This is a genomic window from Cryobacterium breve, from assembly GCF_027594785.1.
Taxonomy (GTDB): domain Bacteria; phylum Actinomycetota; class Actinomycetes; order Actinomycetales; family Microbacteriaceae; genus Cryobacterium; species Cryobacterium breve_A.
The window spans coordinates 816421-837346 of sequence record NZ_CP075584.1 but is presented as its reverse complement, the minus strand read 5'-3'; the positions used below and the strand labels follow the sequence as shown (position 1 = coordinate 837346).

Here is a 20926-nt window from a genome sequence, read left to right as displayed (position 1 = left end):
ATGTCCCCTGCGGTCGAAACGGCCTCAGGTCTCAGCCAGCAGGTCGAAATCACCCAGGTCGAAGCCTCAACGAAGGAGTTACCGTGATCGCGGATGTTCTGTCCGATGCAAGCGCACGAATGCACAAGGCCCTCGAAGCCGCCAAAGACGATTTCGGGACCGTGCGCACCGGACGGGCGAACCCGCAGATGTTCGCGAAGATCATGGTGAACTACTACGGATCCCAGACACCCCTCGAGCAGCTGGCATCCCTGCAGAACCCCGAAGCGCGCACGCTCCTGATCGGACCGTACGACAAGGGTGCCCTGCGCGACATCGAGCAGGCCATTCGGGACACTCCGAACCTCGACGCCAACCTCGGCAACGACGGCAACGTCATCCGGGCGACGCTCCCGGAACTCACGGCCGACCGCCGCAAGGAATACGTCAAGATCGTGCGGACCAAGGCGGAAGATGCCAAGATCTCCGTGCGCAACCTGCGCCGCAAGGCGAAGGACGAACTCGATGCGCTGAAGAGCGAAGTCGGTGACGACGATGTGGCCCGGGCGGAAAAGGAGCTCGAGCAGATCACGAAGACTCACGTCGACGCGATCGACACCGCTCTCAAGCACAAAGAGGCCGAACTCCTCGAGATTTAAGGGCGGAGCCAGCGTCATGACGCACGAGCCACGCGACGAAACCGGCAACACTGTGCCGGTACCACCCAAACGACCCCACGGGGCCGGCAGTTCGGAATTCCGGGCCCAGGTGCACGCAGCCCGCAACGACATCGAACGCCAGATGCAGTCGACCCGTGCAGACATCGAACGCCAGATGCAGGCGACGCGGGCGCAGCTCGACGCAACCAACGAGCGGATTGCCGCGCGAACGGGGCGCAACCTGATCCTGGCGACCCTGATCGGCCTCGCGCTCGGCCTGTTCATGCTGGTGAGCCTGATCTTCATCAAAGAGCTGTTCATGGTGTGCGCCGCCGCGTTCGTCGGCTTCACGGCCTTCGAACTCGCTCAGGCACTTCGTCAGTCCGGCCGCAACGTGCCGCGTGTCGCCGTCGTCATCGCAGCGATTTCCGTGGTCCCCGCTGCCTTCTACTGGGGAGCGGGCGGCCAGTTCCTCGTCACCCTCGCCGGAATCCTCTTCATCGGTCTCTGGCGGGTGTTCCTGCTGCTCAGTCCCGCGCACCGGGGGACTGCCCGCTCAGTGTTCGGTGACATCGGGGCCGGATTCTTCATCCAGACCTATGTCGTGTTTCTCGGCAGTTTCGCCGTGTTGCTCGTCTCTCAGCCCGACGGGCAGTGGTGGACCCTCGCCTTCCTGCTGCTGGTGATCTCGAACGACACCGCGGCGTATGCCAGCGGGCTGTCCTTCGGCAAACACCGGATGGTGCCCACGATCAGTCCCAAGAAGACCTGGGAAGGGTTCGCGGGCGCCGGACTGGCGTGCCTGATCGTCGGTGTGGTGCTGTCCCTGTTCATGATCGGGGAACCCTGGTGGTTCGGCCTGGTCTTCGGACTCGTCATCCTGCTGAGCGCCACCTTCGGCGACCTCGCGGAGTCTCTGATCAAGCGCGACCTCGGCATCAAGGACATGAGTTCCTGGCTTCCGGGCCACGGTGGTTTCCTCGACCGAATGGACTCGATTCTTCCCTCGGCGGCTGCAACGTACGCGCTGTATCTCATCTTCCGCTGACAAGTGGAAAGCACCCCCCGGTGGGGGGCACGCTTTCGACAGCGGCGTCCCCGTGGGGCAGAATGATCCAGTGAGCACCACATTCCCCCGGGCCGGCAAGAAGACGCTCGGCTACAACGTCACCCAGGTCGACGAGTTTCTGGCGAGTGCGCGTCGTGCGTACGATGCGACCGACGACTCCGAACCATTGACGGCCGAAAGCATCCGCCACACCGCATTCTCGATGCAGAAGGGCGGCTACTCGTCTGCGCACGTCGACGCTGCCCTCGAACGCCTCGAGGACGCCTTCGCCGTGCGCGATCGCGAGCGGGCGTCGGGAGCCCACGGCAAGCAGGCCTGGCTCGAAGGAGCCAGGGACCGCGCACAGGAGCTCGTCAACCGACTCGGACGCCCGGCCGGCCACCGTTTCAGCCGGGTCAGCTTCCTGAGCGTCGGGTACAACCGAGCGGATGTCGACCGGTTCGCGAACAAGCTTGTGAAGTACTTCGAGGATGGATTCCCGATCACCGCGGACGACGTTCGGTCGGCCGTTTTTCGTCCGCAACGCGGGGGATATCGCGAAGTGCAGGTCGATGTCGTGCTCGACAACGTCGTCGACGTCATGCTCGCCGTTCGGTGAATCACGCACCGTTATCTGGCTGTTATCCGGAATCTGGGTTAGGCTCGAGAAATCGTGGGAAGACACCTAAGCGTAATTGAGTCCGGGAATACCACCACTCCGATCATTCGGAGGGTCAAGAAACCCCGACCTCGCGCCCGCCTCCTGTTCGTCTTCGCCTTCACTGCTGCCGCCGCGTTCGTCCTCGTGACCATCGTCGATCCCTACTCCGGCGCGACTGCGTCCCCGTACTACCAGTCCGCCGGCGGCCGTTTCGCCGGCCAGGTCACGCAAGTGGTCCAGGTCAACGGCACGTATGCGAACACGATCGTTCGTGACTCGTACACCGTCACCGTGAAGCCCAAGCCGGTCCCGGTCCCGGTACCCGTCGTGGTCGCTGCCAAATCGTCGACCAAGTCAAGCTCGAGTTCCTCGGCACCGACGGCAGCCGTCGCGAGCCCCGGTTCGGCGCAGGAGTACGCCGCCGGCGCCGTAGCCTCGCGCGGCTGGGGCGGGGACCAGTACAACTGCCTCGTCTCCCTGTGGAACAAGGAATCCGGCTGGCGCGTCACCGCGGAGAACCCCAGCGGGGCCTACGGGATCCCGCAGGCGCTTCCCGGTTCGAAGATGGCGTCTGCCGGTGCCGACTGGGCCACGAACGCCGGCACCCAGATCGAGTGGGGCCTCGGCTACATCACGGGCCGCTACGGCACCCCGTGCGGCGCCTGGGCGCACTCGGTCGACTCCGGCTGGTACTAGCAGCCCCCGCTCCCGGAGGGCCGGCTTCGCCGCGCCCACCGACGCGACGTAGACTGACCCAATGCCACGCAGCAATCATCCGAGGGGCCGCAGGCCCGGTTCGGACGATTCCGGCGATGACGAGACTCTCGACCGCATGCGGGCGGGCTGGCGTCGGACCGAGGAACGACGCGACGGTCTCTGGACCGTTCAGCCGGTGACGGCGATCCGGGCGACGAAGAGCTACGTCTGCCCCGGGTGCAATCTCGAGATCGCCCCGAAGACTCCCCACCTCGTCGCGTGGCGCGCCGATGGGCTCATGGGCGAGGCGGCAGACCTGGCCGGGCGCCGGCACTGGCACAGTCACTGCTGGAGAATCAGATGATGCCGGGCGATACCGGCACGAGGGAGACACCGTGAGTTCGACCGTGACCGAGATCCGAGGCGGCATCGAGCTGCCCGCCCGCCGCGAGCACATCGAGCTTCACACGAGTGACGGCCTCACCCTGGTCGGGGAACTGGCCGTGCCGCTCGACCGCGAGCCGGTCGCGACACTCGTGACGCTGCATCCGCTGCCGACTCACGGCGGTTTCATGGACTCCCACATCCTCCGCAAGGCCGCAGGGCGCCTGCCTGCCCTCGCGGACCTCGCCGTGCTGCGGTTCAACACCCGGGGGACGACCTCACCGCGCGGCACGAGCGGCGGCAGTTTCGACCACGGCAATGCCGAACGGCTCGACGTCGCTGCGGCCATGGCGTTCGTCGCTGAGAGGAAGCTCCCCAACCCGTGGCTGGTCGGCTGGTCCTTCGGCACCGAACTCGCGATCAAGTACGGCCTCGAGCATCCGATCGTCGGAGCGATCCTGCTGTCCCCGCCGCTGCACCGGGCGACGGATGCGGAACTGGCGGCCTGGGCGGGCAACTCGCGCCGCCTCGTGGCCATCATCCCGGAGCACGACGACTACCTGCGACCTGAGGCCGCGAGGGAACGCTTCAGGAGCGTCCCCGAGACCCTGTTCATCAGCGTCGACGGAGGCAAGCACCTGTGGGTGGGGGAGACCCAGACCAAGCGCATCCTCAACGAGATCGTCTCCGTCGTGAACCCGGCGGCCGCACCGCTTCCGACGGAGTGGCTCGACTGAGCGACGTCCGAGCCCCGGTCAGAGCTCGTTCTGGCGGGGAATCACGACCTGCTTGATGATCATGATCACCGCGGCGGCGACCGGGATCGCGATGAGCGCGCCGAGGATGCCGAGCAGTGACCCGCCCGCGAGTGCTGCAACGACGACCACGGCGCCCGGTACCGACACAGCGCGTCGCATGATGTTGGGGCTGAGGACATAGGCCTCGACCTGCATGTAGACGATGTAGTAGATCGCCGCGACCAGGGCCGTGAGGGTCGAGCTGCCGATGCCGGGGATCAGGCAGGCGAGCACGATGATCACGGAACCGCTGATGGTGCCGACGAGGGGGATCAGCGACCCCAGGAAAGCGATCACCGCGAGCAGGGCGGGGAAGGGGGCGCCGATGATCGACAGGAACGTGAAGCTCAGCACGCCGTTGCACGAGGCGAGAGCGGCCTGCCCTACGACGAAGCGACCGACGGACGTCGTGATCTGCTCGCTGAGGTCGGCGAACCGTTCACGCTTCGACGCGGGCACCAACTGGTATGTCGCGGTCTTGAGGCTGTGGAGCGAGGCCGTGAAGTAGAGCGACAGGATCACGATGATCAGGGCGCCGAAGAGCCCGCTGACCACGGCGAGCCCGGACTGGATGATCGCGGTGGTGATCGTCGTCACGTTGGTGCTCACGTAGTCGGTGATCGACTTCACGATTCCGGAAACGGGAAGCGCCGGAAACTGCTTCTGGATGTCCGACAGGAACGTCGAGGAGTTGACGGATTTGACCAGTTCCGGAATCGCCTGTGACAGCTTCGTGATCTGGTCGACGATGATCGGAACGATCGCGAAGATGACCCCGGTCAGCACCCCGATCACCGCGATCAGGACGGCGAGTATCGCCGCCCACCGCGGAAAGCCCTTCTTCTCCAGCCAGGACACCGAGGGGTCCAGTCCGAGCGCGATGAACAGCGCGGCACCGATGTAGGTGATGATCGTCGACAGGCTGACAATCGAGCCTGAGGATCAGTATTCCGACCCCTACCCCGAGGGTTCCGATCAGGCCCAGGCGGAATGCGTTCTGGATTTTCACGGGGATCTCCTCGGAGTGGCGGCGGTGTTCAATCGTCCAGTGCTGTGACCTTTTCCGCCTGCGTGAGGAGGCCTCGCAGGCTCTCGAAGTAGCCGGCGACCGAGTCGCGCTCAATCCTAATCTGGGAGAGGCGCTCTTCCGCGTCAGCGACAAGTGCGCGTGTCCGCTTCTCCGCCTCGGAGACGAGCGCGGTGGCTCGCGTTTCCGCGTCCTGAACGATCTGCTCGGCGTGGGCCTCAGCGGCCAGGCGGGCCGTCTTGGCCTCTGCGCGGGCGCCGGAGTCCAGCTGCTCGTTCAACGCGCGCAGGCTCGAGGGTGCGCTGGTTGGTCTCTGCGAGCTGCTTCGTGGCGTCATCGAGGAACTTCTGGGTCTGGGCGACGGCCTCCTGGTGCCGGGCCAGATGTCCCTGCTCCGCCTCGTCGCGACGGGCCTTGAGCTCGACGTCGAGGTCTGCGCGGGTCTGGTCGATATCGCGGCGCAAACGGGCCTGCTCGTGCTCGCCGCGCTTGCGCTCGGCCGTGAGCTGGTTGTCGAGGTCGATCCGGAGCTGTTCGCCGTCGGCGGTGAAGTCCGCGCGAACCTGTTCGTTCTCCCTGGCGAGGTCGGCGGCGGCCTGTTCGGCCTTCGCGGCCTGAGCCTGCTCGTGCCTTCTCGAGTTCCTGGGCGAGGGCGGCGCGCTGGCGGGCGAGGTCGAGCGCGAGGTCGGTTTGCGCCTGTTCGCGTTCGAGGCCGAGGTCGATGCGGGCCTGGTCGATCTCGCGGGCGAGGTCGGTGCGGGCCTGGTCCACCTCCGCGGCCAGCGCCGCGTGGGTCTGCTCGGTCAGGTGGGCGAGGTCGATCGCGGCCTGCTCGGCTTCCTGGGCGCTGTCGAAGCGCGCCTGGCCTGTCTCGGCGGTCAGGTCGATGCGGGCCTGTTCCGTCTCCCTGGCCAGGTCGGCGCGCTGCTGGTCGAGATCGAGGGCCACCTCGGCGCGGGTGAGTTCGGTTTCGCGCGTCAGTCCTGCAGCGATCTCACGGGCATCCGTTGCCTCACGCTGTGCGACGACGCGGACCTCCGCGGCCTCACGCTCTGCTTCGGAGCGGATGGCGGCGACCTCGCGCTTGACGGTCGCCCGGAGGCTCCGCGGCTTCGGTGGCGACGGCACCGCGGATGGCGGCCGCCTCCTGCACGGCGTCGCCGGTGACGGTCGTGTAGTCGTCGTGGGCTCGGGCGAGCAGGTCGTCGGCTTCGGCGCGGGCGTCGTCGAGGAGACGGCTGGCCTTGACCGTCGCGTCGGAGAGGGCCCGGTCTGCGCGCTCGGTGGCTTCGCGGCGCAGGGTGTCGACCTCGCTCGCGGCGGAGGCACGGAGACGTTCAGCGTCGATGTCCGCCTGGGCGATCACCCGGGTGGACTGTTCCTCGGCGACCCGCAGGGTGTTCTCGAGTTTGGTACCGAGTCCGGAGAAGGTGGGGCTGCCGACCTCTTCGATCTCGGCGTTCAGGTCGTCGATGTGCGCGGTGAGGCGCTTGATTTCCTTGTTGGCTTCCGTACCCTGGCTGTTCGCCTGGATCAGGTCACGACGGAGACCCTGAATGGCCCTGTCGACCTCTTCCTTGTCGTACCCACGGAAAACCTGGGTGAAATCAGCTTCGTCGATCGCCACGCTATCTCCTTGTATTGGAACTCTGACCCCGCATTTAGTCCGGCCGACGGGGCCATGATAATTTTAGTGGGTTGACGCATCAGTTGCGCGTACCGTCTACAGGGGTCTATTAGGCAGCTTTCAGGACGAGACAGTATCGTGGAATGTCCTGTCTGCTGCTCCCCGGACCCGCTCCGGGTTCGAACACCCGTGTGTGCGGAGTGGCTGGCGACACAGGAGGGTATCAGTGCGTTTTCTTTTTGCCATTGTGGCGCTCGTTCTTGCGGGCGTGATGATCGTCCTCGGCATTGCCCAGCGGACGGTCTTCCTCGAACCCGCGACGAGCAGCCTGAGCGCGACCATTGCCGCCGATGCTCCGTACGCTGTGATCGATTCCAGCGCGCTCACGGAACATCCGGGCGCTCAGACCGTGACCCTGTCAGGGGCGGACACCGTGTTCGCGGCGTATGGGCGCACGGCGGATGTGAAGGCGTGGTTGGCCGGACATGCGTACGTCAGCATTCATGCGACCGATGAGAAGGACCCCGGCCTCCGAAGCGACATCGTCGCCGCAAAGGCCGACGTTCCGGCGGGCACGGCGCCTGCAGCAGCCGCGACCGTGAAGAATCCGGCGGGCTCAGACCTCTGGCTCGAGGAATTCACCGGCACGAAGGAGCTCACTGCGACCGTGAACCTGCCGGAGGGCATTTCGATGATCGTCGCCTCTGACGGCACCAATCCCGCCCCGTCGACGGTACGCATCACCTGGCCCGTTGACAACTCGACCCCCTGGGCCGGCCCGCTGATCATGGGCGGCGCCATCCTCGCCCTGATCGGGCTCATCCTGTACCTGTGGGCGCTTCTCCACCTGCGCAGGTCGCGCGGCCCGCGCCGCAACCTGCCGAAGGGGCCACGGATGCCGCGACTTCCGCGCGCGCCGCGCCCCAAGTCCATCAAGGCCAGCGAGATCACCGGGCGACGGTCGATCGGGCGGTCCCTGATCGCCGTCGTTCCCGTGATGCTCGTATCCGGACTCGTGCTCACGGGGTGCTCCTCGGAATTCTGGCCGGGCACGACCCCCACCGATGCGGCCTCCCTCAGCCCGACGCCGGACGCGAGCGGGGCGGCCGTCGTGATCAAGGACGTGCCTCCGGCAGCGGTGACGGTGCCGCAGGCTCGAGCGGATCATGGCCAAGATCTCCGCGGTCGCCGCAGACGGCGACAAGAACCTGAGCGCAGACATTCTCTCGACCCGGTTCACCGGTCCCGCCTTCGAGCAGCGCCTCGCCAACTACAAGGTGCGCGCCATCGCCCCCGACTTCCCGGCACTCGCAGCGCTCCCTGCGGGTCCGCTCACGCTCTCACTCCCGCAGCAGTCTGCGACCTGGCCCCGCGTCGTGATGACCGTAGTGCAGAACAAGGACACACCGGATGTCGCCCCGACCGTCGTCGTGCTGCGCCAGGAGTCTGCGCGGGCGAGCTACCTCGTCGAATACGCCGTGCAGCTCGAGCCGTCCGCGAAAATCCCGGACCTGGCCCCCGCCACGATCGGTGCGCCGATCATTGCCCCGGACTCGAAACTGATGCTCCTGCCTCCGGACCAGGTTGCGGCGGCATACGCCGACATCCTCAGCAAAGGCGAGGCGAGCCCGTCGTTCGCCCTGTTCGAGGCGACCGGCGACAGCTTCCGTACCCAGATCGACGCGAACAAGGCGGACAAGAAAGCCAAGCTGCCGACGACGGCGTCGATCGAATTCGGCGCCAAGGCGAGCACCGGCCCGACGCTCGCCCTCGCGACGAACGATTCGGGTAGCATCGTCGCCGTGAGTCTCGAGGAGACGGAAACCGTCAAACCCGTCGATGCCGCCGCAACGGTCAGCCCCGGTGAGGGCGCGGTCGCGAGCAAGGCCCTTTCCGGCCTCACCGCCACCGCGAAGGGCTTCAAGAACACCTACGCCGACCAGGCTCCTGTTCCACGTTCCCGCCGCCGGTTCGAGCGATAAAATTGTCCTCCTTGGCTTCGCCCAGGGACTGATCTCGTCTACGGAGCTTCCATGAGTCTTGTCCCCCCGTCCGCCGCCAGCATGCGCGGTGCCGTCGATCTGTCGTCCCTGCTGAACCGTCCGCCGGCACCGGCGGCCGGGGGAGTCGGTGCAGGCGGAGCGCCCGGGCAGCCGGGCCCTGCAGGGGCCGTGCCGGTTCCGAGCCTCGTGTTCCAGGGGACGGACGCGAACTTCGGCGAGATCCTCGACCTGTCTGCGACCGTTCCGGTCATCGTCGATCTGGGGTCGGCGCGCAGCGACCAGAGCGCCCAGCTCACCCTCGTCCTCACCAGGCTGGTCCTCGAGTACGCCGGGCGGTTCGTGCTCGCGACCGTCGACGTGGACACGAACCCGCAACTGACCCAGGCCTTCCAAGCCCAGTCGATCCCGACCGTCGCCGCGGTCATCGGCGGCCAGCCCGTCGCGCTCTTCAACGGCGTGATCGCTGACGATCAGGTCCGCGCGGTCTTCGAGCGCGTGCTCGAGCTCGCGGCAGAGCACGGCGTCGTCGGGACGGCGGTCGCTCCGGAGGGACCGGACGCCGCGACCCCGGTCGCCCCGCCAGAGCCCGAACTCCCGCCTCACCATGTCGAGGCCTACGAGGCGATCGAACGCGGCGACTACGACGCAGCGATCGCGATCTACAAGACGGCCCTTGCCAGGGACCCCAGGGACAACCTCTCGGTCGCCGGCCTCGCCCAGGTGGGACTGCTCGCCAGGCTCCAGGGCAAGACGCTTGCCGAAATCCGCGCAGCGGCTGCTGCGGCACCGGATGACCTCGACGCTCAGGCTCCTCGTCGCCGACCTCGATCTCTCCGGCGGGCACATCGAGGACGCCTTCGATCGGCTCCTCACGCTCTTCCCGAACCAGGACGCCGCGGGCAAGAACCGCATCCGCGAACGCATCCTCGACCTGTTCGAGGTCATCGGCCAGGAAGACCCCAGGGTCGCGCCTACGCGCAAGCGCCTCACCATGCTGCTCTACTAGCCAGCGCAGCTCCCCTAGCCGGGGTAGCTCCGTAGCCGGCGTAGCTCCGCGAGAGTACGAAAATGGCCCCCTCCCGACCAGGGAAGGGGCCATTTTCGTACTCTCGCGGAGTACAGCGAGCAGCGGCGTCTAGCGGCGCAGGCGCAGCCAGACTCCGGCAAGGGCCGGGAGGGTGACGAGGGCGGATGCCGGTCGCCCGGTCCACGGTTCCTCCGTCGCGGTGACCTGGCCCAGGTTCCCCATTCCGGAACCGCCGAAGTTCTGTGCGTCCGTGTTCAGGATTTCGTCCCACACTCCCGCGAACGGAAGGCCCACCCGATAGCCCGTGTGCGGCTGGCCGGCGAAGTTGAACACGCATGCGATCGGCGTGCCCGAATCGTCCCAGCGCAGGAACGAGACGACATTCTGCGCCGCGGCCCCGCCGTCGAGCAACTCGAACCCTGACGGGTCGGTGTCGCGTTCCCAGAGCGCCGGGTTACCCCGGTAGACCCGGTTGAGTTCACCGACGAGGGTGAACAGCCCGCGATGGGGGGACTGGTCGAGCAGCCACCAGTCCAGGCCACGCGATTCGCTCCACTCCTGGAGCCTGGCCGAATTCCTGGCCCATGAACAGCAGCTGCTTTCCCGGGTGCGCCCACATGAAGGACAGGTAGACCCGCACGTTGGCGAGCTTCTGCCAGTCGTCTCCCGGCATCCGGGTGACGAGCGAGCCCTTGCCGTGCACGACCTCGTCGTGGCTGATCGGCAGCAGGAAGTTCTCGCTGAACGCATAGACGAACGAGAAGGTGATCTCGTTGTGGTGGTACGAGCGGTACATCGGGTCGATGCTCGTGTATTCGAGCGAGTCGTGCATCCAGCCCATGTTCCACTTGAAGCCGAAGCCGAGGCCGCCGCGACTGGTCGGCGCAGACACCCCGCCCCAGTTGGTGGATTCCTCGGCGATCATGACCGTGCCCGGGTTGCGTTTGTACGCCGTCGCGGTGACCTCCTGCAGGAGGCTGATCGCCTCGAGGTTCTCGTTTCCGCCGTAGATGTTCGGCTCCCACTGGCCGTCCTCGCGGGAGTAGTCGAGGTAGAGCATCGAGGCGACCGCGTCGACGCGGAGACCGTCGATGTGGAATTCCTCGAGCCAGTACAGCGCGTTCGCGACGAGGAAGTTCCGCACCTGGGTCTGGCCGAAGTCGAAGACGTAGGTTCCCCAGTCCATCTGCTCGCCGCGTCGGGGGTCTGCGTGCTCATAGAGCGCCTGCCCGTCGAAGCGGGCGAGGGCGAAGTCGTCCTTGGGGAAGTGCCCGGGCACCCAGTCCATGATGACGCCGATGCCGGACTGGTGCAGTCGGTCGATCAGGTAGCGCAGGTCGTCCGGGTGGCCGAACCTGCTGGTCGGTGCGTAGTAGCCGGTCACCTGGTAGCCCCACGACCCGCCGAACGGATGCTCGGCAAGCGGCATGAACTCGACATGCGTGTACGCGAGTTCGTGCAGGTAGCCGATCAGCTGGTCGGCGAGGTCCCGGTAGCCGAGCCCGGGACGCCAGGATCCGACGTGCATCTCGTAGATGCTCATCGGCCGTTTGTGGGCCTGGGTCCTGGCCCGCTCGGCGAGCCATTCCGCATCCGCCCACTCGTAGTGCGTCTCGCCGATGACCGAGGCGGTCAGGGGCGGCACCTCCGTGTAGCGGGCCATCGGGTCGGCCTTGCGCACCCACTCGCCCGACTGGGCGAGGAGTTCGAACTTGTAGTTGGACCCGGGCTGCAGGCCGGGGACGAAGAGCTCCCAGACGCCCGTGCTGCCCATGTTGCGCATGGCGTGCAGGATGCCGCTCCACGAGTTGAAGTCGCCGATCACCCGGACGGCCCGCGCGTGCGGGGCCCACACCGAGAAGGACGTGCCTGCGACGAGGCCGGCCGTTTCGTCGGTCGGCAGCGGGGCCAGGGCCGAGGAGGGGTGATAGTGGGCGCCGAGCACGTCCCAGAGACGCTCGTGCCTGCCCTCGCCGATGAGGTGGAGGTCGAGTTCGCCGAGCGTCGGCAGGAAGCGGTACGGGTCGTCGACGATCCAGGTGGGGGCGTCGGGATACCGGGCCTCGAGCTCGTATGCCTGCAGCCCGACCGTGGTCACGCCCTGCCAGACTCCGTAGCCGATGTGCGCGAGCTCGACGTGGGCGCCGGACTCGAGGATCGCGAAGACCTCGCTCGCGAGCGGACGCAGCGCACGGATGACGGTGAGCGGATCCGCGATCTTGGTTCCGCCGACGAGATGCTGGCCCAGGATCTCGTGCGGGTTGTAGTACCGGCCCTCGGCGACCGCCTGCAGGATGTCCGGGGCGACCACGGGCACGGTGGCGGGGCGGGGGGACTGTGGCGTCATCGTGCTGCTCCTCTGACGTGCAGGATGTGTACCGGTTCGGCAGCGGCATCCAGTCGCACGAAGTTGTCGGCTGTCCAGGTCCAGACGGCCCCGGTGATCAGTTCCTCGACCTCGAAGACCGTGCCGGGCTCGAGCCCGAAACGGGTGACGTCGAGTCGCACGATGGTCTCCCGCACGGAATGCGGGTCGACATTGACGACGACGATGATCGCGTCGGAGCCTGCCGGTACCGGTGTGCGCCGCGTCGAGGTACTTGCTGTAGACGAGCACGGCGCCGTCGTCGCTTGTGTGCAGGTCGAGGTTCCGTAGCTGGCCGAGCGCGGGATGCGCGCGACGAATGGAATTGAGCAACGAGACGTACGGCGCGAGCGATTCGCCTGCCGCTTCCGCCGCCGCGAAATCGCGCGGGCGGTATTCGTACTTCTCGTTGTCGATGTTCTCCTCGGCACCGGGGCGCGGCTCACTCTCGAAGAGTTCGAACCCGGCGTACATGCCCCAGGTCGGGGCGGCCGTCGCGGCGAGGGCGGCCCGGATCTTGAAGGCGGCGTGGCCGCCGACCTGGAGGAACTCGGAGAGGATGTCGGGGGTGTTCACGAAGAGGTTCGGCCGGTAGAAGTCCGCCGTCGTCGTCGCGAGGCCGTGGAAGAACTCCTCGAGTTCGGTCTTCGTGTTGCGCCAGGTGAAGTAGCTGTACGACTGCTGGAATCCGACCTTGCCGAGCGCCTGCATGAGCGCGGGACGGGTGAAGGCCTCGGCGAGGAAGATCACGTCGGGGTTCTCCTCGGTGACCCGGTTGATCAGCCACTCCCAGAAATCGAGGGGCTTGGTGTGCGGGTTGTCCACCCGGAAGATCCGCACTCCGAGGCCCATCCAGTAGCGCACGATCCTCAGCACCTCGGCACGGATGCCGGCGGGATCGTTGTCGAAGTTGATCGGGTAGATGTCCTGGTACTTCTTGGGCGGGTTCTCGGCGTAGGCGATGCTGCCGTCCGGAAGGGTGGTGAACCACTCCGGGTGTTCGCTCACCCAGGGGTGGTCCGGTGAGGCCTGCAGGGCCAGGTCGAGGGCGACCTCGAGGTCGTTCTCCGCGGCCGCGGCGAGGAAGTGCCGGAAATCGTCGACGGTGCCGAGGTCCGGGTGGATGGCGTCATGGCCGCCGTCCTCCGATCCGATCGCCCAGGGCGAGCCGGGGTCGTTCGGCCCGGCGTTGAGGGTGTTGTTCGGGCCTTTGCGGTACGAACGGCCGATCGGGTGGATCGGGGGCAGGTACAGCACGTCGAAGCCCATTGCGGCGACCCCCGGCAGGCGATCCTCCGCGGTGCGGAAGGTTCCGCTCTGCCAGGAGTGGTCTGCGCGCTGCACGGCACCCTCTGAGCGGGGGAAGAACTCGTACCAGGAGCCGACGCCGGCCCGGGTGCGCTCCACCCGCACGGCGCGCTGCGCCGAGGTCGACGACAGTCCGGCGAGCGGGCGAGCAGTGATGAACGCGTTCAGCGACGGGGTGTCCAACAGGGCGAGGCGATCATCGACCGAGATGCCCGGGTCGGTGAGGCTCGCTGCGGCTTGCGCGAAGGCGCGACGTTCTGCGGCAGGGCGGCGCTTGTCCGTTCCGGCGGCGGCGAGGAGCACGGATCCTTCGAGGAAGGTCAGCTCGATGTCGATCCCGGCGGGAACCTTGATCTCGGCGGTGTGCACCCACGTGGCCCATTCGTCGGCCCACGCCCGCACCCGGTACTGCCAGACGCCCTGGCGGTCGAGGGTGACGAGGGCGGTCCAGCGGTCGGTTCCCGGAGCACCCGGATGCATCCGGTGCTCCGTCCGGGCGCCCTCGGGATTCGTCAGGAGCAGGGTGACCCCGATCAGGTCGTGGCCCTCGCGGAATGCCGTCGCCGCGAAGGGGACGGCCTCGCCGACGAAGGCCTTGGCGGGCCACAGGTTGTCGGCCAGCTGGGGCGCGAGGTCGAGGATCGGGATGCGCGTGATGCGCGTCGGTTCCTCCCTCCCTCGCCTGCCCGGGCTCGCAGGGGGAATCAGGTCCGTACCGGCGCCGGCGCCTGCCACGGATTCGGGAACAACATTCGCACGTTTAGCTGTCTTTGCCACAAGATGACCGTAGCGCGAATTGTGCGGTTTCCGGGGAGGAACAGCACACAGACGCGCCAGCGCCTCTAGGCTGGGACGCGTGAAGGCGATCCGTAAATTTACAGTCCGTACCGTCGTGCCCGAGGCTCTTGCAGCACTCGATGAGCTTGCCGGCAACCTGCGCTGGTCCTGGCACGAGCCGACCCGCCAACTCTTCGAACACATCTCACCCGAGTTGTGGCGCGAGATCGGCACTGATCCCGTTGCCTTGCTCGGCGCCGTCGATCCGGCCCGGCTCGTGGCGCTCGCCGCGGACCACGAATACGTCTCCTGGGTCAACTCGATCAGGGACGGGTTGCGGTCCTACCTGCAGGAACCGCGCTGGTACCAGGGCCTCGAGGGCGACAAGCCGGAGTCGATCGCGTACTTCTCCCCGGAGTTCGGCATCGCCGCCGCGCTTCCGCAATACTCCGGCGGACTTGGGATCCTCGCGGGTGACCACCTCAAGAGCGCATCAGACCTGGGCGTCCCTCTCATCGGCGTCGGCCTGTTCTACCGCGCCGGCTACTTCAGCCAGGCGATCTCCCCGGACGGCTGGCAGATCGAGAGCTATCCGCTGCTCGACCCCGACGGGCTGCCCTTGTCCGTCCTGCGGCGGGCCGACGGTTCCGCCGTACAGGTGTCCCCTCGCGCTCCCCGACAACCGCACCCTGCACGCCCGGGTCTGGCAGGCGAACGTCGGCCGCATCCGCTTGCTGATGCTCGACACGGACATCCCCGAGAACGCCGACGACCTGCGCCTCGTCACCGACCGGCTCTACGGCGGCGGCGGCGAGCACCGGCTGCTGCAGGAACTGCTCCTCGGCATCGGCGGCGCGCGCGCTGTCAAGGTCTGGAGTGCCCTCAACAACCGGCCGGAACCCGAGGTGTTCCACACCAACGAGGGCCACGCCGGTTTCCTCGGCCTCGAACGCATCTCGAGCCTGATCGGAGACGGACTCAGCTTTGCCGAGGCGCTCCAGGTCGCGCGCGCCGGAACGGTGTTCACAACCCACACTCCCGTCGCCGCGGGAATCGACCGGTTCGAGCGCAGCCTCGTACGCCGGTACTTCGAGACCGATCTCCTTCCCGGCGTCGGTGTCGACGAGCTCCTCGCGCTCGGCGCGGAGAACTACCCGGGCGGCTCGCCCGACGTGTTCAACATGGCCCTGATGGGCCTGCGGCTCGGCCAGCGCGCCAACGGCGTCTCCAAGCTGCACGGCGAGGTCAGCAGGCGGATGTTCAAGGGGCTCTGGCCGGGCTTCGACGCCGAGGACGTGCCGATCGACTCGATCACCAACGGTGTGCATGCCCCGACCTGGACCGACCCCTCTCTGCTCCACCTCGCCGAAGACCGCCTCGGCACGAGCGATACCTCCGAGGCCGACTGGGCGTCGCCCGCGATCACTGACGACGACCTCTGGTCCGTGCGCGGCACGATGCGCCTGCAGTTCGTCGAGGACGCCCGCCGGCGCATCGCAGCGGCCTGGCTCGTGCAGAACCCGGGCGGCATCGTTCCCGGCTGGATCGGCCAGGTCTTCGACCCGAAGGTGCTCACCATCGGCTTCGCCCGCCGGGTGCCGACGTACAAGCGCCTGACCCTGATGCTGCACGACCCCGAGCGGCTCCGCGCCCTGCTGCTGCACCCGGAGCACCCGATCCAGATCGTGATCGCCGGCAAGTCGCACCCCGCCGACGAAGAGGGCAAGCGCCTCATCCAGAAGGTCGTGCAGTTCGCGGCCGATCCCGAGCCTGCGCACCCGCATCGCCTTCCTGCCTGACTACAACATCGGCATGGCCCAGTTGATGTACCCGGGCACGGATGTCTGGCTCAACAACCCGCTGCGGCCCCTGGAGGCGTGTGGCACCTCCGGCATGAAGGCGGCACTCAACGGAGCGCTCAACCTCTCGATCCTCGACGGCTGGTGGCCCGAGTACTACGACGGCAAGAACGGCTGGGCGATCCCGTCCGCCGATGCGGCCGGCGACTCCGCCGAGCGCGACCGCATCGAAGCGGACGCGCTTTACGAACTCATCGAGCACCACGTCGCGCCCCGCTTCTACGACCGCAACTCCGACGGGGTCCCTGAGCGCTGGGTCGCCTCGATCAGGCACACCCTCGCCACCCTCTCCCCGGAGCTCAACGCCGGCCGGATGGTGCGCCAGTACGTGCAGAAGCTCTACCGCCCCGCGGGGGCCGCCGAGGCACGCCTGTCCGCGAACAACTACCGCGCCGCGCGCGAACTCGCCGTGTGGAAGGGGCGCATCGTCGCCAAGTGGCCGGGCGTATCCGTCGCCCACGTGGAGTCCGGCGGGGTCGCCTCCGTTCCCAAGGTCGGCGACGAGCTGCACCTGCGTGCCCATGTTCAGGCTCAACGGGCTCGACCCCGCAGACGTGACCGTCGAGGTCGTCTACGGGAAGAGCCTCGCCAACGACGAGCTGAGCGGTGTACACACCCTCGCGCTCGAAGCGGTCGTCGACCCGGATGCCGCTGACGGTTCCGACACGCCCGAAACCGGCGGTGCGACCCTCTTCACGGGAACGGTCGCGCTCGACCGCGGCGGCGCGTTCGGGTACACGGTGCGCGTCGTCCCGAAGAACGACCTGCTCGTGAGCTCGGCCGAGATGGGCCTGATCGCCGTAGCCGGCTAGCGCGCGATAGCGGCGGTGAGGGCGTCGGTGGCGGCGAGGAGGTCCGCCGGCGCCAGCTCGATGTCGAACCCGCGGCGGCCGCCGGACACGAACACGGTGTCGTACAGCAGGGCGGTCTCGTCGACGACGGTCACCAGGCGGGTCTTCTGCCCGACCGGGCTGATGCCGCCGAGCACATAGCCGGTCTTCCGCTCGGCGAGTTTCGGGTCGGCCATCACGGCCTTCTTGGCGCCGGCCGCGTGCGCCAGGGCCTTGAGGTCGAGCTGGCCGGCGACCGGCACGACGGCGACGACGAGCGTGCCATCGGCATCCGCCAGCAGTGTCTTGAACACCCGGGCCGGGTCGAGCCCGAGTTTGGCAGCGGCCTCGAGGCCGTACCCCGTCGCCGACGGGTCGTGGTCGTAGGCGTGCGGCGTGAAACGGATGCCCGCGTGCGTGAGCGCGACCGTCGCGGGAGTCCCACCGGCGCCGTCGTGCTTCTTCACCACTCCTGCTCCTCTGCGACCGGGCCGGACTAGCTCGCCCGGAACAACTGCATCGACGCACCCGGCACGAGCAGGCGGGTGCCGGGGATGTGCTCGATGACCGCGTCGCTCAGGTCGTCGTGACTCGAATCCCAGAGCAGTGAATACGAGGAGACGCCGGCGTGCTCTGGCAGCGTCACCGTCACGTCGCGCTCGCGGCCCTGCACGATGAGGAGGATCCGGTTGAACTCCTCGAACTCGGGCGTCGACGCGGCGAGGTACTGCAGGGTGCGCTCCTTCGGGGAGTGCCAGTTGTCCTCCGACATCGACTTGCCCTCGATGTTGTACCAGTCCATCTCGCTCGCGCTCAGGGTGGTTTCGCCGGAACGGCCGAACCACACCGGGCGGAGGGCCGGGTTCTCACGGCGCAGCTGGAGCAGCTTCTTCGTGACACGGTGCAGGTCGATCTGCCAGTCGTCGAGGTCCCAGTTCAGCCAGGTCAGCTCGCTGTCGTGGCAGTACGCGTTGTTGTTTCCGCGCTGGCTGCGACCGAATTCGTCACCGGCCGTCAGCATCGGGATGCCGGCGGAGAGCAAGAGCGTGCCGAGGAGGTTGCGCATCGCCTTGCGCCGGGTCGCGAGGATGCCGCGGTCGCGCGTGGGCCCCTCTGCGCCGTGGTTGAAGGAGTTGTTGCTGTCGGTGCCGTCGCGGTTGGACTCGCCGTTTCCGACGTTGTGCTTGACGTTGTACGCGGTCAGGTCGGCCATCGTGAAGCCGTCGTGCGCCGTGATGAAGTTGAGCGACGCAAGCGGGCCGCGCTCCCTGGAGAAGGTGTTCGCGGAGCCGGCCAGCCGGGTCGCGAACCGGCCGATGCCGCTGCCGGAGTGGCCGTCCCTCGCAGCCGCGATGTCGGTGAGCCAGAAGGAGCGCATGCGGTCACGGTACCGGTCGTTCCATTCCGTCCAGCCGTCCGGGAAGTTACCGGTCTGCCAGCCGCCCATGCCCACGTCCCATGGCTCGGCGACGAGCTTGACCCCGGCCAGTTCCGGATCGGACTGGATGGACCTGATCAGCGGATGGTCCCGCTGGAACTCTACGTTGTCGCCGCGGCTCAGCGTGGCCGCGAGGTCGAAGCGGAAGCCGTCAATCTGCACGTCGTTCGCCCAGTACTTGAGCGAGTCGAGCACCAGCCGCCTCGGCACCTCGTGGGAGACGTTGAGGGTGTTGCCGCAGCCGGTCACGTCGATGTAGCCGCCGGCGCCGTTCTGGCGGTAGTAGGTCGCGTTGTCGATGCCGCGGAGGCTGCTCGCGGGGCCGCCGGGGCCTTCCTCTGCGGTGTGGTTGTAGACCACGTCCAGGATCACCTCGAGGCCGGCCTCGTGCAGCAGCTTGACCATGCCCTTGAACTCGCGCAGCACGGCCTCCGGGCCCGCAGACTGGGACGCCATCGTCGCGTAGTCGGCGTGCGGGGTGAAGAAGTTGAAGGTGTTGTAGCCCCAGTAGTTCGTCAGGCCCTGCTTGAGCAGTCGCTGCTCGGACACGAACGCCTGCACGGGGAGGAGCTCGACCGTGGTGACGCCGAGTTCCTTGAGATACGCGATGGTCGACTCGTGCGCCAGGCCGGCATACGTGCCGCGAAGGTCGGCGGGAATGGCCGGGTTGAGCTTGCTGATGCCCCGCACGTGCGCCTCGTAGACGACGGTGTGGTCGAGCGCGATCTTCGGCTTCACCGAACCGGCCCAGTCGAAGGCGTCGTCGACGACGGCGGACTGCCACTGCTCCGGGCCGACCCGGACCAGGCCGCGCGAGTATGGCTCGACCATGGTCTTCTCGGGGTGGAACGAATTCGTGGGCGCTGCAGGCCCGGAGACACGGATGCCGTAGTGGCGGCCCGCGGACAGGGTGCGACTGCGACCGGACCAGACATTGTCTGCGTCGCGGGTCATCGGCACGGTCTTGACGATCCAGTTCGGGTCCGTCGAATCGAAGATGCAGAGGTCCATGGCCTCGGCGTTCTGCGACCAGACACGGAGTTCACCGACCCCGGCGGAAAGCCGCACGCCGAGGTTGTGCAGGGGATCGGCGTGAGTCATGCGTTCTAGAGTAATGAGTACGGAGACTGGCCGTGACCACCGGCGTGCGCCGGGCCAGCCGAAAACCGAGCGGAAGAGGGTATTTTGTCGATTTATCTCGACCACGCCGCGACGACACCGATGCTGCCCGAGGCCATCGAGGCGTACGTCGACGCCATGAGCGTCGTCGGAAACCCCGCCTCCATCCACAGCCAGGGTCAGAACGCCAAGCGGATGCTCGAGGAAGCCCGCGAGATCGTCGCAGGGAGTGTCGGCTGCGACCCGATCGAGGTCGTCTTCACCGGGGGCGGCACCGAGGCGATCAACCTCGCCATCAAAGGCTTGTTCTGGGCGCGAGCCCCGCGTCCCCGCATCCTCCTTCCCGGTGGCGAACACCACGCGACCATGGACACCGTCGAATGGCTCGAACGGCATGACGGCGCTGAACCCGGGTGGCTTCCGCTCGACAGGGCCGGCCGGGTCGACCCGGCCCGGGTGGCGGATGCCCTCGCGAGCGACCCCGGGAACGTGGCGCTGCTCAGCCTGCTCGCCGCGAACAACGAAGTCGGCACCCTGCAGCCCGTCGCCGAGATCGGCGAGCTCGCCGCGGCCCACGGGATCCCGGTGCACATCGACGCCGTGTCCGCCTACGGCCAGGTTCCGATCGACTTCCGTGCGCTCAGCGGCGCGGGCCGCGCAGGCACGTCCGGCGGCACCGGCGGTTCAGCGGGCGGCATCGTCGCCCTCAGCCTCTCCGCCCACAAGATCGGCGGGCCGGTCGGCATCGGCGCCCTCGTGCTCTCGCGCCGGGCCAGCATCGTGCCCCTCATCCACGGCGGCGGGCAGCAGCGCCAGGTCCGCAGCGGCACCCAGGACGTCGCGGCCGCCGTCGCGTTCGCAGCCGCGGCATCCGCCCTCGGCGATCTGCCCGCACGCAACCAGCGCCTCCGCACGCTCCGGGACCGGTTGATCGCCGGCGTGCATGCTGCGGTCCCGACCGCAGTGCTCAACGGTCCGACACCCGATGGGCCGCTCGAGCAGCGCCTGCCGGGCAACGCGCACTTCACCTTCCCCGGCTGCGAGGGGGAGTCGCTCCTCTTCCTTCTCGACGCCGCCGGAATCTCGGTGTCGACGGGCTCGGCCTGCCAGGCCGGCATCCCGGAGCCCTCGCACGTGCTGCGGGCGATGGGCCGCAGCGAGGCGGAGGCCAGGAGCGCGCTGCGGATCACCCTCGGCCGGGATTCGACGGAGGCCGACGTCGACGCCTTCCTGACTGCCCTGCCGGTGGCGCACGCCCAGGCCAGCCGCGCCGGCATGAACGACCGCACGCCCACCCGCTGACCCGCTGACCCCGTGCGCCG

General features: G+C 67.7%; 15 protein-coding genes and 5 pseudogenes. 10 read left to right on the top strand and 10 right to left on the bottom strand.

Annotation, left to right across the window (positions count from 1 at the left end; genetic code table 11):
- Positions 1 to 83 precede the first annotated feature (83 nt).
- From frr to KIV56_RS04040, 6 genes are all read left to right on the top strand, one after another.
- Positions 84 to 638, top strand: coding sequence for a ribosome recycling factor (gene frr, locus KIV56_RS04065; protein WP_281535249.1), 555 nt, complete (start codon positions 84 to 86; stop codon positions 636 to 638).
- Between the two features lie 16 nt (positions 639 to 654).
- Positions 655 to 1686 carry a phosphatidate cytidylyltransferase gene (locus KIV56_RS04060; protein ID WP_432432597.1) on the top strand — a complete coding sequence of 344 codons (1032 nt, stop codon included), beginning with the start codon at positions 655 to 657 and terminating at the stop codon, positions 1684 to 1686.
- Between the two features lie 70 nt (positions 1687 to 1756).
- Entirely contained in the window at positions 1757 to 2305 is a 549-nt protein-coding gene (locus KIV56_RS04055; RefSeq protein ID WP_281535248.1) for a DivIVA domain-containing protein, read from the top strand.
- 54 nt (positions 2306 to 2359) lie between these two features.
- Positions 2360 to 3043, top strand: a complete 684-nt coding sequence (locus tag KIV56_RS04050; RefSeq protein ID WP_322140146.1) for a lytic transglycosylase domain-containing protein — start codon at positions 2360 to 2362, stop codon at positions 3041 to 3043.
- 61 nt (positions 3044 to 3104) lie between these two features.
- Positions 3105 to 3407, top strand: a complete 303-nt coding sequence (locus KIV56_RS04045) for a hypothetical protein (RefSeq protein ID WP_281535247.1) — start codon at positions 3105 to 3107, stop codon at positions 3405 to 3407.
- A 31-nt stretch (positions 3408 to 3438) separates the two neighbouring features.
- Entirely contained in the window at positions 3439 to 4164 is a 726-nt protein-coding gene (locus tag KIV56_RS04040) for an alpha/beta hydrolase (protein WP_281535246.1), read from the top strand.
- An 18-nt stretch (positions 4165 to 4182) separates the two neighbouring features.
- Here the strand turns inward: KIV56_RS04040 and KIV56_RS04035 are convergent.
- The 6 genes and pseudogenes from KIV56_RS04035 to KIV56_RS04010 form a co-directional block, all read right to left on the bottom strand.
- A pseudogene (locus KIV56_RS04035) lies at positions 4183 to 5233 on the bottom strand (AI-2E family transporter).
- Between the two features lie 28 nt (positions 5234 to 5261).
- Entirely contained in the window at positions 5262 to 5531 is a 270-nt protein-coding gene (locus KIV56_RS04030) for a hypothetical protein (protein WP_281535245.1), read from the bottom strand.
- Between the two features lie 53 nt (positions 5532 to 5584).
- The gene (locus KIV56_RS04025; protein WP_281535244.1) at positions 5585 to 6379 is read right to left on the bottom strand and encodes a hypothetical protein; all 795 of its coding nucleotides are present in this window, start codon (positions 6377 to 6379) and stop codon (positions 5585 to 5587) included.
- Positions 6297 to 6878: a DivIVA domain-containing protein gene (locus KIV56_RS04020; RefSeq protein ID WP_281535243.1), complete on the bottom strand. Its 582-nt coding sequence runs from the start codon at positions 6876 to 6878 to the stop codon at positions 6297 to 6299. Before KIV56_RS04020 ends, KIV56_RS04025 begins: the two co-directional genes overlap by 83 nt.
- Positions 6879 to 7101: 223 nt before the next feature.
- Positions 7102 to 7272, bottom strand: coding sequence for a hypothetical protein (locus tag KIV56_RS04015; RefSeq protein ID WP_281535242.1), 171 nt, complete (start codon positions 7270 to 7272; stop codon positions 7102 to 7104).
- Between the two features lie 107 nt (positions 7273 to 7379).
- Positions 7380 to 7667, bottom strand: coding sequence for a hypothetical protein (locus KIV56_RS04010; protein WP_281535241.1), 288 nt, complete (start codon positions 7665 to 7667; stop codon positions 7380 to 7382).
- A gap of 377 nt (positions 7668 to 8044) precedes the next feature.
- On the opposite strand from KIV56_RS04010, the gene KIV56_RS04005 reads away from it, so the two are divergent.
- Positions 8045 to 8860, top strand: coding sequence for a hypothetical protein (locus KIV56_RS04005; RefSeq protein WP_281535240.1), 816 nt, complete (start codon positions 8045 to 8047; stop codon positions 8858 to 8860).
- 51 nt (positions 8861 to 8911) lie between these two features.
- Positions 8912 to 9887 (top strand): annotated as a pseudogene (locus KIV56_RS20190) (co-chaperone YbbN).
- 129 nt (positions 9888 to 10016) lie between these two features.
- Here the strand turns inward: KIV56_RS20190 and glgB are convergent.
- Both glgB and KIV56_RS03990 read right to left on the bottom strand, forming a co-directional pair.
- A pseudogene (glgB, locus tag KIV56_RS03995) lies at positions 10017 to 12255 on the bottom strand (1,4-alpha-glucan branching protein GlgB).
- Positions 12252 to 14229: pseudogene (locus KIV56_RS03990) on the bottom strand (alpha-1,4-glucan--maltose-1-phosphate maltosyltransferase). Before KIV56_RS03990 ends, glgB begins: the two co-directional pseudogenes overlap by 4 nt.
- 208 nt (positions 14230 to 14437) lie before the next feature.
- Here KIV56_RS03990 and glgP point away from each other — a divergent pair.
- A pseudogene (gene glgP / locus KIV56_RS03985) lies at positions 14438 to 17029 on the top strand (alpha-glucan family phosphorylase).
- Here glgP and ybaK read toward each other — a convergent pair.
- Together ybaK and glgX are read right to left on the bottom strand one after the other, a co-directional pair.
- Complete coding sequence (gene ybaK, locus KIV56_RS03980) at positions 17026 to 17514, bottom strand: Cys-tRNA(Pro) deacylase (RefSeq protein ID WP_281536058.1); 489 nt, start codon at positions 17512 to 17514, stop codon at positions 17026 to 17028. The pseudogene glgP and the gene ybaK sit on opposite strands and share 4 nt — an antisense overlap.
- A gap of 29 nt (positions 17515 to 17543) precedes the next feature.
- The gene (gene glgX, locus KIV56_RS03975) at positions 17544 to 19586 is read right to left on the bottom strand and encodes a glycogen debranching protein GlgX (RefSeq protein ID WP_281535239.1); all 2043 of its coding nucleotides are present in this window, start codon (positions 19584 to 19586) and stop codon (positions 17544 to 17546) included.
- Positions 19587 to 19670: 84 nt separating this feature from the next.
- Here glgX and KIV56_RS03970 point away from each other — a divergent pair, with 84 nt between their 5' ends.
- On the top strand, positions 19671 to 20906 hold the full coding sequence (locus KIV56_RS03970; RefSeq protein ID WP_281535238.1) for a cysteine desulfurase family protein: 1236 nt from the start codon (positions 19671 to 19673) through the stop codon (positions 20904 to 20906).
- The last annotated feature ends 20 nt before the right edge of the window (positions 20907 to 20926 follow it).

Coding starts and splice junctions, on each gene's coding strand:
- KIV56_RS04015 (WP_281535242.1), bottom strand. CDS start 7,272: ATGTTCCGTGAGCGCGCTGGAATCGATCACAGCGTACGGAGCATCGGC.
- KIV56_RS04010 (WP_281535241.1), bottom strand. CDS start 7,667: ATGATCAGCGGGCCGGCCCAGGGGGTCGAGTTGTCAACGGGCCAGGTG.
- KIV56_RS04045 (WP_281535247.1), top strand. CDS start 3,105: ATGCCACGCAGCAATCATCCGAGGGGCCGCAGGCCCGGTTCGGACGAT.
- KIV56_RS04060 (WP_432432597.1), top strand. CDS start 655: ATGACGCACGAGCCACGCGACGAAACCGGCAACACTGTGCCGGTACCA.
- KIV56_RS04005 (WP_281535240.1), top strand. CDS start 8,045: ATGGCCAAGATCTCCGCGGTCGCCGCAGACGGCGACAAGAACCTGAGC.
- glgX (WP_281535239.1), bottom strand. CDS start 19,586: ATGACTCACGCCGATCCCCTGCACAACCTCGGCGTGCGGCTTTCCGCC.